This window comes from uncultured Microbacterium sp., assembly GCF_964244775.1.
Classification (GTDB): domain Bacteria; phylum Actinomycetota; class Actinomycetes; order Actinomycetales; family Microbacteriaceae; genus Microbacterium.
Genome location: NZ_CAXTJR010000007.1, coordinates 103,333 through 119,376, shown reverse-complemented (window position 1 = coordinate 119,376; position 16,044 = coordinate 103,333). Strand labels below are relative to the sequence as shown.

General features: G+C 67.4%; 17 protein-coding genes. 6 read left to right on the top strand and 11 right to left on the bottom strand.

The features are described from left to right. Positions 1-7 precede the first annotated feature (7 nt). Positions 8-823 carry a 2-keto-4-pentenoate hydratase gene (locus ACFE6Z_RS12650; protein ID WP_375386040.1) on the bottom strand — a complete coding sequence of 272 codons (816 nt, stop codon included), beginning with the start codon at positions 821-823 and terminating at the stop codon, positions 8-10. 53 nt (positions 824-876) lie between these two features. Between ACFE6Z_RS12650 and ACFE6Z_RS12645 the strand changes: the two genes are divergently transcribed. The 4 genes from ACFE6Z_RS12645 (at position 877) to ACFE6Z_RS12630 (ending at position 4,657) form a co-directional block, all read left to right on the top strand. After that, a complete protein-coding gene (locus ACFE6Z_RS12645) occupies positions 877-1,650 on the top strand; it encodes an IclR family transcriptional regulator (RefSeq protein WP_375386039.1) in 774 nt (257 codons plus the stop codon). Between the two features lie 94 nt (positions 1,651-1,744). Continuing rightward, positions 1,745-2,659, top strand: a complete 915-nt coding sequence (locus ACFE6Z_RS12640) for a VOC family protein (protein ID WP_375386038.1) — start codon at positions 1,745-1,747, stop codon at positions 2,657-2,659. A 13-nt stretch (positions 2,660-2,672) separates the two neighbouring features. Next, positions 2,673-3,569, top strand: a complete 897-nt coding sequence (locus ACFE6Z_RS12635) for a fumarylacetoacetate hydrolase family protein (RefSeq protein WP_375386037.1) — start codon at positions 2,673-2,675, stop codon at positions 3,567-3,569. A 2-nt stretch (positions 3,570-3,571) separates the two neighbouring features. Continuing rightward, the gene (locus ACFE6Z_RS12630; RefSeq protein ID WP_375386068.1) at positions 3,572-4,657 is read left to right on the top strand and encodes a zinc-binding alcohol dehydrogenase family protein; all 1,086 of its coding nucleotides are present in this window, start codon (positions 3,572-3,574) and stop codon (positions 4,655-4,657) included. 98 nt (positions 4,658-4,755) lie between these two features. Here the strand turns inward: ACFE6Z_RS12630 and ACFE6Z_RS12625 are convergent, their stop codons facing one another. From ACFE6Z_RS12625 to ACFE6Z_RS12585, 9 genes are all read right to left on the bottom strand, one after another. Continuing rightward, positions 4,756-5,913 carry an epoxide hydrolase family protein gene (locus ACFE6Z_RS12625; protein ID WP_375386036.1) on the bottom strand — a complete coding sequence of 386 codons (1,158 nt, stop codon included), beginning with the start codon at positions 5,911-5,913 and terminating at the stop codon, positions 4,756-4,758. Between the two features lie 2 nt (positions 5,914-5,915). Next, positions 5,916-6,203: a putative quinol monooxygenase gene (locus tag ACFE6Z_RS12620; RefSeq protein WP_375386035.1), complete on the bottom strand. Its 288-nt coding sequence runs from the start codon at positions 6,201-6,203 to the stop codon at positions 5,916-5,918. A 40-nt stretch (positions 6,204-6,243) separates the two neighbouring features. Continuing rightward, positions 6,244-7,434, bottom strand: coding sequence for a cytochrome P450 (locus ACFE6Z_RS12615; protein WP_375386034.1), 1,191 nt, complete (start codon positions 7,432-7,434; stop codon positions 6,244-6,246). A gap of 50 nt (positions 7,435-7,484) precedes the next feature. Further along, positions 7,485-9,131, bottom strand: a complete 1,647-nt coding sequence (locus ACFE6Z_RS12610) for a sulfite reductase flavoprotein subunit alpha (protein ID WP_375386033.1) — start codon at positions 9,129-9,131, stop codon at positions 7,485-7,487. Then, the gene (locus ACFE6Z_RS12605; RefSeq protein ID WP_375386032.1) at positions 9,128-9,628 is read right to left on the bottom strand and encodes an HtaA domain-containing protein; all 501 of its coding nucleotides are present in this window, start codon (positions 9,626-9,628) and stop codon (positions 9,128-9,130) included. The genes ACFE6Z_RS12610 and ACFE6Z_RS12605 overlap by 4 nt, the downstream gene beginning before the upstream one ends. Positions 9,629-9,832: 204 nt before the next feature. Next, positions 9,833-10,447: a TetR/AcrR family transcriptional regulator gene (locus tag ACFE6Z_RS12600; RefSeq protein WP_375386031.1), complete on the bottom strand. Its 615-nt coding sequence runs from the start codon at positions 10,445-10,447 to the stop codon at positions 9,833-9,835. An 85-nt stretch (positions 10,448-10,532) separates the two neighbouring features. Next, entirely contained in the window at positions 10,533-11,000 is a 468-nt protein-coding gene (locus tag ACFE6Z_RS12595) for an SRPBCC family protein (RefSeq protein WP_375386030.1), read from the bottom strand. Positions 11,001-11,010: 10 nt separating this feature from the next. Then, positions 11,011-11,418: a nuclear transport factor 2 family protein gene (locus ACFE6Z_RS12590; RefSeq protein WP_375386029.1), complete on the bottom strand. Its 408-nt coding sequence runs from the start codon at positions 11,416-11,418 to the stop codon at positions 11,011-11,013. A gap of 147 nt (positions 11,419-11,565) precedes the next feature. Further along, on the bottom strand, positions 11,566-12,423 hold the full coding sequence (locus ACFE6Z_RS12585; protein ID WP_375386028.1) for an SDR family NAD(P)-dependent oxidoreductase: 858 nt from the start codon (positions 12,421-12,423) through the stop codon (positions 11,566-11,568). A 184-nt stretch (positions 12,424-12,607) separates the two neighbouring features. On the opposite strand from ACFE6Z_RS12585, the gene ACFE6Z_RS12580 reads away from it, so the two are divergent. After that, complete coding sequence (locus ACFE6Z_RS12580) at positions 12,608-13,495, top strand: helix-turn-helix domain-containing protein (RefSeq protein WP_375386027.1); 888 nt, start codon at positions 12,608-12,610, stop codon at positions 13,493-13,495. A 13-nt stretch (positions 13,496-13,508) separates the two neighbouring features. After that, positions 13,509-14,531 carry a LacI family DNA-binding transcriptional regulator gene (locus ACFE6Z_RS12575; protein ID WP_375386026.1) on the top strand — a complete coding sequence of 341 codons (1,023 nt, stop codon included), beginning with the start codon at positions 13,509-13,511 and terminating at the stop codon, positions 14,529-14,531. 10 nt (positions 14,532-14,541) lie between these two features. Here the strand turns inward: ACFE6Z_RS12575 and ACFE6Z_RS12570 are convergent, their stop codons facing one another. After that, entirely contained in the window at positions 14,542-16,029 is a 1,488-nt protein-coding gene (locus tag ACFE6Z_RS12570) for an aldehyde dehydrogenase (RefSeq protein WP_375386025.1), read from the bottom strand. Positions 16,030-16,044 lie beyond the last annotated feature (15 nt).

Here is a 16,044-nt window from a genome sequence, read left to right as displayed (position 1 = left end):
AGTATTCCTAGCTGTCGATTGTGGAGAACGTGGCGCTCACGCTGCCGAGATGGGCGAACGTGGCGGTGAATCGGTCACCGGGAGCGATGGGCACCGCTGCCGTCAGTGCCCCCGCCATCACGACCGAACCGGCCGGCAGGTCGCGACCGAGGGAGCCGAGACTGTTGGCGAGGAAGAGCAGCGAGTTGAGCGGATGCCCGAGCACGGCGGCACCCGCACCGGTGGCGACCACCTCGCCGTTGCGCGAGAGCACGCAGCCGATGAGCCCGAGATCGGTCGCGTCGATGCGCAACGGCGTCGTGCCCAGCACGAGGGCGCCCGACGACGCGTTGTCGGCGATCGTGTCGGCCAGCGTGATCTTCCAGTCCGCGATGCGGGAGTCGATGATCTCGACGGAGGCGATCGCGTAGTCGACGGCGTTGATGACGTCGACGATCGTGAGACCGGGGCCGGCGAGTGCCGAGCCCAGCACGAACGAGATCTCGGGCTCGATGCGTGGGCTGATGAACCGGGTGAGGTCGATGGTCGACGAGCCGTCGAGGATCATGTCGCCGAAGAGGTGGCCGAAGTCGGGCCTGTCGACACCGAGCTGCACCTGGATCGCCTTCGACGTGAGACCTACCTTGAATCCCGCGATCTCGCGCCCCTGCGACAGCCAGGCTTCGACCTGGTGAAGCTGGATGCCGTAGGCCTCGTCCACCGACAGTGTACCGAGCTTCGCGGTGAGCGGCGCGATCGGCACCCCGGATTCGTACGCGCCGAGCAGTGCCTCGCCGCTCTCGCGTGTGATCACGTCGTCCACGAACACTCCGTCGTCGTTCATTACCGCTGTCTGCGGTGATTGCATTCTGACCGCGCGGTTCTCATACTCAAAAGGTGCGTACCACTGAACGGGACGACTCGGGGTCCATGGTGGGCAGGGTCGCGTCCATCTTCGATGCCTTCACCGCCCATGACGACGAGCTCGGAATCTCGGAGATCGCCCGCAGAACCGGGCTCGCGAAATCGACGGTGTCGCGAATCGTGAGCGAACTGACCGAAAGGAAGTTCCTCGAGCGCAGCGGGCGGGGGGTGCGGCTCGGGCTGCGACTCTTCGAACTGGGAGAATCCGCCGCTCGCCCCAGAGACCTGCGTAAGATCGCGCTCGCGTCGATGGCCGACCTGCGGGCAGCCGTCAACCTGACCGTGCATCTCGCGGTTCTCGAGCGCGACGAAGTCGTATACATCGAGATCCTGCCGGCACGCGGCATCCCTCCCCTTCCCAGCCGCGTGGGCGGCCGGATGCCGGCATACGCCACCGGTGTCGGCAAGGCGCTGCTGGCCTGGTCGCCGCCCGAGGTGATCGACGAGATACTGTCCGGTCAGCTGGTGAGCGTCGGGCCCAAGACAGTGACCGATCCTGCGGCGCTACGACGCGAGTTCGCGCGCATCCGCGCGAGCGGTCTCGCGTACGAGCGTGAAGAGAGCGCCCCGGGTGTCGCCTGCGCAGCGGCGGCGCTGCGTGCGTCCAACGGCGAGCCCATCGCCGCGCTCTCGGCAGCGGGGTGGGCGGGCGACGTGGACATCCGCCGCGTGGGCCTGGCCGTACAGACCGCGGCCCAATCGATCACCCGCCTCATCGCGCGGCGGCCGGGGATGCGATTCACCTGATGTCGTCCCACTGGCCGGAACGACGCTATGCGTGCCCGGCTCCGGGCGCGCTACCGTCGGTGAGCCACAAAGCCGTGCGATGAGAGGACTCCCCGTGACAAACCCCGTTCAGCCGTCCACCCCGGTGACGGTGTCCAAGCTCGGTTACGTCGAATTCGAGACGCAGGATGTCGACCGTCTCGTCGACTACTACACCACGATCCTCGAATTCACCGAGGTCGACCGAACCGCCGACGAGGTCTACCTCACTCCGTCGTTCGACCACCACGCCGTCGTCATTCGAAAGGGCGAGACGAAGCCGCGCACGAGCGTCGGCTATGAGATCTTCGAAGACCTCTCCGATGCCGAGCGTCGCCTCACCGATGCGGGCTACGCGGTCGAACGGCGCAGCGATATCGCACCCTCGACTCCCGATGTGCTGATCCTCGACGAGCCGACGACCAGCACCAAGATCCACCTCTACGACCAGCAGGCACGCAGCGGAGTCGGGCCCGACGACAGCTCGCTGCGTCCCACGAAGCTCGGCCACGTGGCATCCTTCACTCCCGAGCTCGCCCCGATGCAGGACTTCTACCAGAAGCTCCTCGGCTTCAAATGGTCGGACACCGTCGGCGACTTCTTCGTCTTCCTGCGGTGCAACTCCGACCACCACGCGGCGAACTTCATGGCGTCGACGTCGTTCACGGGCATGCACCATATCGCCTACGAGATGCGCGACCTGAATCATCTGCAGACGATGCTCGACCACATGGCGCAGAACGACGTGCGCCTGGAGTGGGGTCCGGGCCGCCACGGCGCCGGACACAACATCTTCACGTACCACAAGGATCCCGACGGCAACATGATCGAGCTGTTCACGCAGCTCGACGTGATCCACGACGAGGCCAAGGGCTATTTCGAGCCGCGACCGTGGCACACCGACTTCCCGCAGTTTCCCAAGACCTGGGAAGTCGACCTCGTGGCCGTCAACAGCTGGGGACCCATCAATCCGGCCCTCATCGATCACTGACCCCGTCTCCGCCATGGCAATCGAGCACTGGGCGCTCGCCCAATACCGCACGACCGATGACGCCCTCCCCCGCCTCGGCATCCTCCGCGGCGAGACGCTGCACGCCCCGCCCTCGGGATGGCCGCTCTCGACCCTCGCTCTGCTCGAGCAGTGGTCCGCATGGACGGCTCGGTTGCGTGACCTGGATGTCGGCGCGCTGTCGCCGATCGAGGGTGCGAGCCTGCTCGCTCCGATCACTTATCCGCGCAAGCTCATCTGCGCCGGCGCCAACTATTACGCCCACGCCGCCGAGATGAACACCGCCCGCCCCGATCCGACCGAGTCGCCGTTCTTCTTCCTCAAGCCGCCCACCACGACGATCGTCGGCCCTGACGCGCGCATCGAGGTGGATGACCTCCCCGCCGCCGGGCTGGATTGGGAGGTCGAGCTCGCCGTCGTCATCGCCGACCGCTGCAAGAACCTGACGGCTGCGGATGCACCCGCGCACATCGCCGGGTACACGATCGCCAACGATCTTTCCGCGCGGTTGCTGTTCCCGCGCGAGAACGCCGTCGCCGCGCCCTTCGCGTTCGACTGGATCAAGCACAAGGCTTTCGATGGTTCGTGCCCGCTCGGACCGGGAATCGTCCCTGCCTGGCTGGTGGACGACCCGCATGACCTCGGCATCCGCTTGAGCGTCAACGGGGTGACCAAGCAGGACTCGTCGACCGCCGACATGGTCATCGGCGTCTACGACCTCATCGCGGCGGTCAGCCGCACGATCACGTTGGAGCCCGGTGACGTGATCCTCACCGGTACACCCGCGGGCGTGGGGATGCCACGGCACGACTTCCTGCACGACGGCGACGTCGTCGCCGCCGGGATCCATGGCCTCGGCCGACTCGAGAACACGATTGTGGGTGTGTGGTGACGATGATCACGACGGAGGAGTGGCCGACGGTCGACGCGACCACACCTCGCGAGATGACCGCGATGCTGTTCCGCGAGTTCGGCGCGCCCGAGGTGCTGCATGCCGAGACGGTGCCGGTGCCCGAACTCGGGCCGGGCGACATCCTGGTCAAAGTGGGGGCGGTGAGCGTCGGACGACTGCTCGACCTCGTCGCGCGCGCGGGCAAGCACCCCTACGCGAAGTTCACGTTTCCCCACATCCTGGGCGGCGAGCATGCCGGCACCGTCGTCGCCGTCGCCGATGACGTGACCCGCGTGTCGGTGGGTGACCACGTGGCGGTCTTCCCGGTCGTGCAGTTGGAGGAGAACGAATACACGCGCACCGGCTATGCCGATATCTCGCCCACCGTCGAGATCATCGGCACCCATCGCCCCGGCGCGTACGGCGCGTACGTGCGGGTTCCGGCGGTCAACGCGTCGATCGTGCCGCCGGGGGTCAGTCCCCAGCAGGCCTCCGCTCTGGCGAGCGTCGGGGCCGTTGCCACGTGTCAGTTCGCGCGCGTCGGCGGAGTCGGTGAAGGCTCGAGAGTCATCGTCCAAGGGGCCACGAGTGCGCTCGGCCTCACGACTGCCCTCCTGGCCGCCCACCTCGGAGCCGAAGTCGTCGTCAGTTCACGTCACGAGAGCAAACGAGCTCGTCTGGCAGAGCTCGGCTTCGTGCACATCTTCGACGCGATCGACGAGGATTTCGCGTTTCGAGCCCGCGACGCGTTCGGCGGCAAAGGGGCGACAGTTGTCGTCGACAATCTCGGTGCCCCGCTCATCTGGGAGCACGGCTTCAACGCGCTGCAGCCAGGCGGCGCGATCGTCTCATCGGGCGCGTTCCTCGGCCATCACGTGTCACTGAACCTGCAGCAGCTGTATTCCACCGGCATCCGGGTCGTGGGTGTCCGCACGGGTACTCCGGAGTCAGTCGAGACGCTGTGGGCCGAGGTGGCGAACGGGTTCCGCACGGTCGTTGACCGCGCGTTCCCTCTGGCCGACGCGCCGGCGGCGCATCACTACGTCGAAGACGGCAACAACGTCGGCAAGGTCGTCCTCGTGCACTGAGGTGCCGTACGGAGACGACTCGCACCCGGGTGTTGGCTCGTTCATCCGCTCGTTTCAGATGTGGGCGCGTGGGCGGGGCGGCGACCGAGCCGGGCCTGCTACCCGCGCAATGGGCGGAATGTCGCCCGCACGTCGTCGACGAACAGCTCCGGCTCCTCGAGCGCCGCGTAGTGCCCGCCACGCGGAGCCTCGTTGTAGAACACCAGGTCGGTGAAGCGGCGTCGCAGCCAGCGCTCGGACTGGCGCACGGGCTCGCCCGGGAACTGCGTATAGCCGGTGGGCACCGTGATCGGATTCTCGACGGTCGCCGCCGACGACCAGCCCGTGTTCCTCAGCTCCCAGTAGGTGCGCGCTGCCGTCGTGCCGGCGTTGGGCAGCCAGTACAGCATGAAGTCGTCGAGCAGCTCGTCCATCGTGAAGCTCTCCAGCGCATTGCCGGGGGTGGCGCAGCCCTCTTGGAAGATCGTGTAGAGCCACGCGGCCAGCCCCACCGGGGAATCGGCCAGGGAGTAGCCGATCGTCTGAGGACGGGTCTGCTGCTGCTGGGCGTACGAGCTCTTGTTCAGCCAGAAGTCCTGGCCCTGCGCGAGGATGCGCTGCTCGACGGGGTTCGCGTCGGCCATCTCATCCGGGGTGGGCTGAATGGTCGAGAAGTTCAGATGCATGCCCACCAACCCGGCGGGGGTCTTCGCCGCGATGGTCTCCGAGACGCCGGCGCCCAGGTCGCCGCCCTGGATGCCCCAGGCCGGATAGCCGAGCCGGTCCATCAGGGTGATCCACGCCTCGGCGGTGCGGTCGAATGACCAGCCCCTCGACGCAGGCGCGCTCGAGAAGCCGAATCCGGGCATCGAGGGTGCGATCACGTGGAAGGCGTCGCGGGCGTCGCCACCGAAGGCGACCGGGTCGGTCAGCGGCCCGATCACCTTGCGGAACTCGAGCACCGATCCCGGCCAGCCGTGCGTCATCAGCAACGGCAGGGCATCCGGCTCCGGAGAGACCGCGTGCAGGAAGTGCACATCCACGCCGTCGATCTCGGTCTGGAACTGGCCGATTCCGTTCAGCTCGCGCTCGACGCGACGCCAGTCGTAGCCGTCCTGCCAGTGACCGATCAGCGCACGCAGGGGCTCGAGCTGCGCGCCCTGCGAGGTGTCGTCGACTGTCTCCCTCGGTGGCCAGCGCGTCAGGGCCAGGCGCGCTCGAAGGTCGTCGATCTCAGGTTGAGGGATGTCGAGATGGAACGGGCGGATGGCGCTCATGCCTAGTTCACGGACTCACCCAGGCGCATCAAGGGCGCTCCCGCCAGCAGCGGGCCGATCGCGCCGAGGAACGCTTGGCCCGCCGGGCTCGCCACGGCGGCATCCAGGTCGTCTTTCGACGCCCAGTCGATCACGGCCAGGACGACGTCGTCGTCGTCGGTCTGCGTGAAGAAGCGGGCGTTCTGCACGCCCGGCTGGGCCAGGTAGGCGGGGCCGGCCTCGCCCACCTTCTGCAGGAACTCGGCGCGGCGGTCGGGTTGGACGGTGAGGGTGATGATCTCGGTGGGCATGGTGGCACTCCTTCTCGCGGTGGTAGGAAAGTGAACGGATTCAGGCGGCGACGAAGCTGAGCGGCATCCGCTCCACCGAGAGGCGCGGCCAGGTCTCGCGCTCGATCGGGCCGACGAGATCGAATGAGCTCGTGCGCTTCAGCAGCTGTTCGACGGTCAGGCGGATCTGCATCCGCCCGAGCGGAGAACCGGGGCACTGGTGCATGCCGCGACCGAAGGCGAAGTGCGGACGTGACGGACGGTCGATGTCGAACTCGGCGGGCCGATCCCAGAACGCGGGGTCGACGTTGGCCGAGCCGAAGTTGAGGAAGAGCGGCGCGCCGGCGGGAATGTCGACGCCGTCGATCGTGATGTCGGTGGTGACGATGCGTGGCATCTGCTGCTGCGGGCTGTCCAGGCGCAGGCTCTCCTCCATGGCGTCCGCGATGCGCTCGGGGTGCTCGCGCAGGAACTGCTGCAGGGCGTGATCCTGCGCCAGACGCAGCACGAGGTTGGTGACGCCGGAGGCCGTGGTGGAGCGGCCGGCGAGGATGAGCGCGATGATCAGGCCGATGACCGCCTGGTCATCCAGCGGACCGCCGTCGATCTCGGCGCCCAGGAAGCGACTCACCGGATCGGTTCCGGGGTTCTGCCGCGCCTCGCCGATCAGCTTGTGGAGGTACGGGATGATCTTCACGAAATGCTCCTGGGGCAAGGCGTTGCCGGAGTTACGCGAGCCCGAGGCGGTGAGCTTCTCCATGGTGCTCGACCAGTCGTTGAAGATGCTCCAGTCGTCTTCGACGCGCAGCAGCACGCAGAGGCTGTGCGTGGTGAAGGGGTAGGCGTACTCCTGCGCGAAGTCGGCCGTGCCTGCGGCGATCATGGCGTCCAGGCGCTCGGCGGCGACCAGCGCGACTTCCTCCTCGACCCGCGCGATCTCGTCGGCCTTGAAGCACTCGCCGAACAAGCGACGGTACTGAGTGTGCTCGGGCGGGTCGGCCATCAGCGGCAGGATGCGCGGGGTGCCGGCCGGAACGGTCACGCTGCTGAAGGTGGCCGTGTCGACGGCGGCCTTCTGGATGGCTTCGCGGCTGAACAGGCCGAACGTGGGATTGCCGTCGCCGCGGTCGAGAAGGCCGACCGAGCCCTGCTTCAGCAGGGCTCCGTACACCCCCGCGGTTCCGGGGGCCTCGCCGTGGCTGAGGGCTTCGAACTCGGCCTCGGGGTTCCAGGTCAGTGCTGTCGTACTCATCGTCTCTCCTTGTCGTCGGGTGGTGCGGGGGGCGCGGGGTGGATGACGCGTCAGTACGTGTCCTTATGCAGACGGTTCTGCCGGCGAAGGGTCGCGAGCGAGTGCGCGCCCGAGGGGAAGGCGTCGTCAAGGGCGTGTCCGATGGCCTGCTCGACCGCGAGTCCCATGGCGCGGTCGCCACAGATGTAGAGTTCGGCACCGTCGGCGATCCACTCGACGAGTTCGGCCGCGCGATCGAGGATGCGGTGCTGCACGTACACCCTTTGCTCCTGGTCGCGCGAGAAGGCGAGGTCGATGCGCTCGAGCGTGCCGTCGTTCAGCGCGGCCTGCCAGTCCTCCTCATAGAGGAAATCGGTGGCGCGCTGGCGGTGGCCGAAGAACAGCCAGCTGCGGCCAGCCGCTCCAGCGGCACGCCGCTGCTGCAGGAACCCGCGGAATGGGGCGACGCCCGATCCGGGGCCGATCATCACGATCGGGGTCTGCGGATCAGCGGGCAGCCGGAAGCCGGGGTTCGGCTTGATGCGCACCCGCAGCCGGGCGCCGACCGGGCGCCGACCGATCAGGTCGCCGCTCGCCACCCCGATGCGCCGCCCCGGGGTCGCCTGCCAGCTCGTCTCGGCTACGAGCAGGTCGAGTTGGCGAGGGTTGAGCAACGGACTGGACGCGATGGAGTAGGAGCGCGGCGCCTGGGCGCGCAGAAGCGCGCGCAGTTCCCGGGCAGCGAGTCGGGCCGGCGCGGCGCGAAGCAGGTCGGCCAGGCGGTGCGTGCCGAGGTAAGCATCGAGTGCGACGGGATCGGCGGCGATCTCCTGCAGGTCGCGAGCGTGCGTGCGGTCAGCCCAGGCGCCGACGTGCACGGCAGTGACCGTGGTGACGTCGAGCTCGAGCATCTCCTGCGCCAGATCATGGTCGCCACTCAACCCTGCGGCATCCAGCAGGTCGGCCACGACGGCCGGATCGTTCTCGGGGGTGATCAGCACGATGTCGCCGGGCTCGAACTGGGCGTCGTGCTCCAGCTCGAGCGTGAGCTGCACCGACCTCCGCTCTGCACCCTCACCGTGCAGTTCGCGCCGCGCCACCACCACTGCGTCATACTCGGTGCCGGGCAGCTCGAGGGTGATCCCCTGAGCGGGCATATCCGCCCGCACCGCCCCGGTCGGAGGCCCGGCACGGCCGTCGTGCACGGCATCGCCGAGGAACAGCGGCACGGTGCGCGCGATCCACGTGCTCGCCTCGGCCGCGTAGTCGAAATCGCAGCGCACCAGCTCCGACATCCGGTTGCCGCCCAGTTCGGCGAGCCGGGCGTCGAGGGTCTCGCCGTGGCCGCAGAAGTTCGGGTAGGCGAGGTCGCCGAGCGCCAGCACCGCGAAGCGCGTCCCGTGGAAGCGCGGTGCGTCGTCCGCAAGGAGCGCCTCCAGGAAGCCCGCGGCGCGGTCGGGCGCCTCGCCCTCCCCGGCCGTCGCCACGACGAAGAGCAGCGATCGGGCCGACGCGATATCAGCGGGGGCGACCTCGGCCAGGTCGACGACCCGCTGGGGCAGATCGAGCGACGCGGCGTAGGCGCCGACCGAGTTCGCGACGCCGCGGGCATTGCCAGACTCGGTCGCGAAGAGGATGAGCAGGGTGTCGACTGCGTGTGAAGCGGAGGGCCCGCGATCGTCAGCGGGCGCGATGACCGAGGAAGCGCGAGCGCTCATTGCGCGGTCCCGGGATGCGCCGGCGCGAGGCGCGCGCAGAACGGATCGAGCGGTGTGCCCTCATCGTAGACACCGCCGTGCAGCGCGATGCCCTCTCCCGTGAGCGTGACGGTAAGCGACTCCCACACCGCGGAACCGTCGGGCTCTGGCGAGTAGGTGCAGACAGCAGTCGCGAGGCGCAGTCGCTCTCCCGGGAGGCCGATCTCGAGCTCACCCGCTCCAGCGGAGATCCGCAGCAGCGGATCGCGCACGGTCACGTCGAGCCCCCCGAAATGGCCGGTGAAGCGCACCGAGCCGCGGAAGCCGAGCTCGCCGTCACCGCTGGCCGGGTCGAAGTGGCTCGCTCCGGGCGCGAACACCAGATCCCACTCAGGCAGCACCTCGGCACCGTCGCCGATGGTGATTCCGCCGCCGGGCGAGGCGGCGACGTAACGGGCGAAGCTCTGCTTGACCGGCCAGCTCAGGCCCGACAGCGCGATGCGGGGGAGAGTCCACACAACTGCTCCTTCGGAGTCGTGGCGAATGACGGATCCAAAATGGACACGTGTCTATTCTTGTGTCGAGTATCAGCATCCCCCGCGTCCGCGTCAAGCGACTGATCCAGTGAGTGGAATGCAGGCGCGACGGAGCACTCGGCCGGGCGGCGTGCGTGTCGCCGTTATCGATGAGGTCGAGAGATTGCCTGACAGATCGAGGTGTGTTCAGGCGCCCCAGTCGGGCAGCAGCACCACGAGGCGTGCCACCATCGTGTCGACCTCCATGTGCGGGTCGGTGCGCAGCCAGTGGACGATCAGCGAGAGCGTGCCGCTGGCGATGAAGCGGGCCGCGTCAGTGAGCTCGACGTCGGGCGGCACCGCGGGCATCTCGGCGATCGTGCCGGCGATCACGGCCGACAGTTCCCGTACCGCGGCCTCGAAGGCGGTCGAGCTGCCCGGCATCCCGAGCACGCTGAGGTAGAGGCCGCGGTGGTGCACCATCTGCTCCACGTTGCGCGTGAGCGTGGCGATCGAGGTTTCGCGCCAGCCCGCGTGCGTGGTACGCCGCGCCTGGAGGTCGAGCGTCGTGATCTTCGCCAGCATGTCGTGCATGATCGCGATGGCGAGCTCGTCGAGTCCGGCGAAGTGCGTATAGAACGCCGCCCGGCTGATCCCGGCGCGCCGCACCACTTCGCTCACCGTGACGGGCTCCCCTGCGGGCATCGATTCGACCGCGTCGAAGATCGCCTGCCGAGTCCGCGCCACCCTGGTGGCCCCCGAGCGGCTCATGCTGCGGCGCGTGTCCTCGATCGCGGAGATCTCCGTCGGGCGGCCCGTCACGAGTCCATGCTAACGAAATGGACATCCGTCCAGATGCGCCGCGCAGCGGCCCCCGGATCAGAGGGCCGCCGCTGGGAGCGGTTCGTCAGGCCGCGGCGATCGACTCGTCCGCCGTTCGGCGCACCGCAGCGAGCGTCGAAGCCACGGCTTTGAGGTAGTCGGCCGTCATGCCTTCCGCATACCGCGACTCTTCTGCCGAGCCGGGCTCGACGTCGCTCACCACGAGCGCGAAGCTGAATCGCAGCCTGAGGTCGTCGTCGGTGCCTTCGATCTCATTCGCGATCGTTCCCAGCACCGGTCCCGCGATCCTCGTGAAGACGACACGCACCGGCTCCTGCAGGGTGATGCGCTCGGTGTGCGGCTGCCCGCGTAGGACGATGTCCCTGTCGAAGACCGTGTCGCTCCGTCGGTCGGTCACGACGCAGTCCGTCATGGAGGCAACGAACGGCAACGCGTTGTTCGCCTTCATGACGAGACCCAACCAGACCTGCTCCCGCGATAGTCGTGTGAGGCCTTCTTCGTTCACTGGCAGTACATGGCTGACGAAGATCATGAGTCTTGCCTCACGCGTGGGCGGATGCCGGCGTGCGAACCGCGGCCGGGACCTGGTCGATCGGCGAGTAGACGGGGGCGACATCGATGAAGATCTGCCAATCGCTCACCAGGTCACCGTCCCACTTCAACACGTCGACGTTGGGGATGTACACGGTCTCGCCGTCGTGGCGGCGATATTCGACGTCGATGTGCGCGATCGTCGTGGACCCGTCGACTTCCCAGACCTTGAGGATGTGGTGCGTCAACCCCTGGATCGACGAGTAGAAGCCGGTGAGTGCGTCCTTCACGGCCTCTTTCCCGACGGCGGGGTCGGCATTCCCGAACCGAAATACGACATCTTCGGTCAGGTGGACGATGAAATCATCCGGGTTGAACCCGTCGATGTCAGCGAAAATCTGGTTTACGTCGCGAGTCATAGCTGCTCCTTCGAAGCTCGTTGCGCCCGGCGATCCCGGTGGCCCGAGGGTACCTCCGGCATCTTGCCGAGCGCACGAAGTGACCCGCTGGGCGGAACAAAGTCCTCCCACGGCTCTGCGCAGCTGCCGGTCACGGAATTCAGAGACCTACGACGAGGGGATATCCGTCGTGACCGCGAGGGCACGCCCCGCCTCGATGTCGGCGGCGAGCGCTTCCACCGTCGCGGCTGCGAGCGACAACGAGTCGGATCCGAGCACCTGGTGAAGCGGTGCGTCGCCGGCGACCGCGATGCTGATGATCGCGGACGCTGCTTTCGCGGGGTCTCCGAGTTGCGAACCGGGCATTGCCTGGTGTGTGGCGGTCATCGTCCGGATAGCCTCGTATCCGGTCGCAGTCGCCGCCGGGAGACCGAGCGAAACGGGCTTCAAGAAGTCGGTGCGCATGTAGCCGGGCTCGACGAGGTTGACCGTGATCCCGAACTCGGCCACCTCACCGGCGAGCGAGCCGGTCAATCCTTCCAGCGCATACTTGCCGGCGGCGTAGAGTCCCCAACCCGGGAAGGGGATCAGGCCCACGATCGACGAGATGTTGATGATGTGGCCGCTGCGCGCGCCACGCATCTGCGGCAGAACCGCGCGCAGCACGTTCCACACACCGAAGATCTGCACGTCGAACATCGCGCGAACTTCGGAGTCGCTCGTCTCCTCCACCGCGCCGAGGTAGCCGTATCCGGCGTTGTTGACGACGACGTCGATGCCGCCGAAACGATCGTTCGTCGCTGCGATGGCCGCCGCCACCGCTGTTTCGTCGGTGAGGTCGAGACTGATGGGTAGAAGCCGCGAGGTGTCGGCGGTGCCCAACGCCGCGGTCAGCCGCTCCACTGAGCGGGAGGTGGCAGCCACATTGTCACCGCGTTCGAGGAGCTGCCCGACGAGCTCGAGGCCGAGGCCACGCGATGCTCCGGTGACGAACCAGGTGGCGGGGGACGCTGCGGGGTAGACCATTTCAGGACTTCTTTCGTTGAGTGGGAGTGGAGCGGCGCGCTTCGTCCGGGAGGAGGCGCACATCAAGTGTCGAACCGTCGAAGGCTGAAAAATGTGGCATATCGCGCCCTGTCCGAACTCGGACTGATCCGCATAGGACTGAGACGCCCAGGCTGAAAATCAGGCGGTCCGGCAAGATGGAGGTATGCCCGCCGATAATCAGGAACTCGCCGATTTCCTTCGGCGCGCCCGGGGTGGCATCGACCCACTTCGCGCGGGACTCCCGGCCGATGATCGGGTTCGGCGGGTTCCTGGGTTGCGGCGTGAAGAGGTGGCGCGGCTCGCCGGCGTATCGACCGACTACTACGCGCGCCTCGAACAGGGCAGGCGGATGACGCCGTCCCCCGGAGTCGTGGACGCGATCGCACGCGCCCTCGAATTGGACGCGGCGGGCCGCACCCACCTCGACCACCTGATCGGCATTCCTTCTGCGCGCAAGCCGCGGCGTCCGGCCACGGTCCAGCGGGTTCGCCCCGGACTCCACCAGTTCCTCGACGCACTCGAAGGACAGCCGGCATTCATCCTCGGCAGGCGAACCGATGTGCTCGCCAGCAACCGAATGGCCAGAGCCCTGCTCACCGACTTCGACCGGCTGAGCCCTCGAGAGCGCAACTACGCGCGGTGGGTTCTGCTCAGCGATGATGCCCGCAGCCTGTTCGTCGACTGGGAAGTTCAGGCCAGAGCCGCCGTGGAGAGCCTGCGGCTCGACCTCGGAATCGATCCGGAAGACCGCGCATCCCAGGAGCTGGTCGCAGACCTCATGGAACGGAGTGCGGAATTCGCGCTGTGGTGGCGCGAACACCGTGTCTATCAGCGCACCTTCGGTTCGAAGCGGCTCCGGCATCCCCTCGTCGGTGACGTCACGATCGACTACGAATCGTTGACCTTGCCGGGCGATCCGGATCAGACTCTGTTCGTCTACTCGACCGAAGCCGGGACGTCGTCTCGCCACGCTCTGAACCTGCTCGCCAGTTGGACGGTCGGAACGGCGCAGGCAGAGGCTCGCACATCGCAGACGAAAGAGACTCGTTGAGGAGGTTCGTCGCGTGACCACAACGCCTCGGCGGGCCACCCTCGTCCAGGTCGCGCAGTTGGCGGGCGTCGACAAGGCCATCGTTTCGCGCGTGCTCAACGGCGATCCGACGTTGCGGGTCAAGGACGACACACGGCGTCGCGTCGAATCCGCGATCGCCCAACTCGATTACGTGCCCAATTACGCCGCGCGGCAGATGCGCACGGCCAGGTCCGATACCTACGGTCTCGTGATTCCGGATTTCTCGAACCCGGTGATCGCCCGGATCATCTCGGGAGCGCAGGATGAAGCAGCACTGCACGGGCGTCTCATCACCGTGGTGTCTGAGGGGCTTCGGATCGGGGGGAAACCCGGCTTCCTGCGCCTGTTGACCCAGAACCGGATCGACGGACTGCTGATCGCCGGAGACAGTGTGTCCGGCGAGGCGTACGGCGCTCTTCGTTCGAGCGAGATCCCCTGGCTGTTCGTCAACCGGCAGGACCCCGACCACACTCGATACGTCGTCTTGGACGACTACCGCGGCGCGCGGGTCGCGGTCGAGTACCTGATCGGGTTAGGACACCGATCCATCGGGCACATCGCGGGGCCCGACGGGATCGACACCGCGGATCGGCGCCGAAGAGGCTACGAGGACGCCCTGACCAACGCACCGGACATGAAACCTGCCATCGAAGTGCCGGGGGGATACTCGGCCGAGGGAGGCTATGCCGCCACCGCAACCCTGCTCCGCTCGCCCGAACTGCCCACCGCGCTCTTCGTCGCGAATATCGTCTCGGCCGTGGGCAGCATCCGCGCCATCCTCGACGCCGGACTGCGCATCCCCGAAGACATCTCCGTGATCGCCCTGCACGACCACGCCCTCGCCGCCCACCTTGCTCCCACCCTCAGCGTGGTGCAGATGCCGCTCGAGGAATTGGGCGCCACCGCCGTGCGACTGCTCCACTCCGCTCAGCGCGACGACGTCGTGACCGAGCAGGTATCCGAGCCGATCGTGCTGATCCCGCGGCAGTCCACGGCGCCGCCGCCGCACCGGTAGCGGGGCCGGATCATCCGATTCTGAACGGGTCGCGCGTCTCTCCCGACAGCTCGACCCAGATCGCCTTGGTGACGGTGTACTCCTTGACGGCATCGATGCCGCTCTCCCGTCCCCAGCCGCTCGCCCCCGAGCCGCCGAAAGGAACATTCGGAGCGACCACCCGATAGCTGTTGATCCACACGTTTCCGGCCCGCACCGCGTGTGCCACCCTGTGGCCAGTGCGCATGTCGTTCGTCCACACGCCGGCTGCGAGTGCGAAATCGGTGCCGTTCGCGATCGCGATGGCCTCATGCTCGTGCTCGAAGTCCAGGACGGCGAGCACCGGTCCGAACACCTCCTTCTGCGCGATCTCCATGTCGTTGGTGACATCTGCGAGGATGGTCGGGCGATAGAAGAGTCCGCCGAGCGCATCGTCCACCCGCCCGCCCGTGACGACGTTCGCGCCATCCTCGACCGCACGCTGAACGAAACCCTGAGTGGTCTGCAGCTGTGCCGCGTTGGCCAACGGGCCCATTTCCGTCTCGAACGAGAGCGGATCCCCCAGAACGATCTCTTGCGCTCGCTCGGTGAGACGTCGAACGAAGGCGTCACGGATGTCTTTGTGGATGACCAAGCGAGAGCCTGCGACGCAGGTTTGTCCCGACGCCGCGAAGATCCCGGAGATCACCCCGTTCACGGCGCCTTCGATGTCGGCGTCGGCGAAGACGATCTGCGCCGACTTTCCGCCGAGCTCCAGGAGCGTGCGCGCGAAATGCGAAGCCGCGGACTGCGCGATGCTCGCTCCCACCTGCGGCGAGCCCGTGAAGGCGACCTGGTTGACTCCCCGGTGCGCAACGAGCGCCTTCGCGGCGTCGGCACCGTTCGCGGTGATGACGTTGAACACCCCGTCCGGGAACCCGGCCTCGCGAACGCGCTCCGCCAAAGCCAACGCCGATACCGGGGTGTACGGGGACGGCTTGACGACCACCGTGCATCCGGCCGCCAGAAGTGGCGCGAGCTTCCACATCAGCAACGACAGGGGCGAATTCCACGGCACGATCGCGGCGACGACGCCCACCGGCTCGTGCCGGGTGTAGATCATGAAGTTCTTCCGATCCGAGGGGATCACCTCCCCTTCGAGCTTGTCGGCCACGCCCGCGAAGTAGTAGAGCCACTGGGAGAGCGCTTTGGCCTGCGCAGACGTTTCGCGGATGAGCTTGCCGTTTCCGCGAGTCTCGATTTCTGCCAGGGCGTCCGCATCCCGCTCCAGAATGCCGGCCAAGCGGCGCATGAGCGTCGCGCGCTCGAATCCGGTCGCCTGCCCCCACGGGCCCTCCAGGGCGCGGGTCGCCGCGGTCACTGCCGCGTCGACGTCATCCGCATCGCTCTCCGGAACACGCGCCCATGGTCGGCCGGTGTAGGGGTTCAGGGTTTCGTAGTACTCGCCGGAGGTCGGAGACTGCCACTTCCCGTCGATGAAGAGCTCATACGTGGGGATGTCGCTGGTCGTGAGGGTCATCGGTTTTCCATTCGA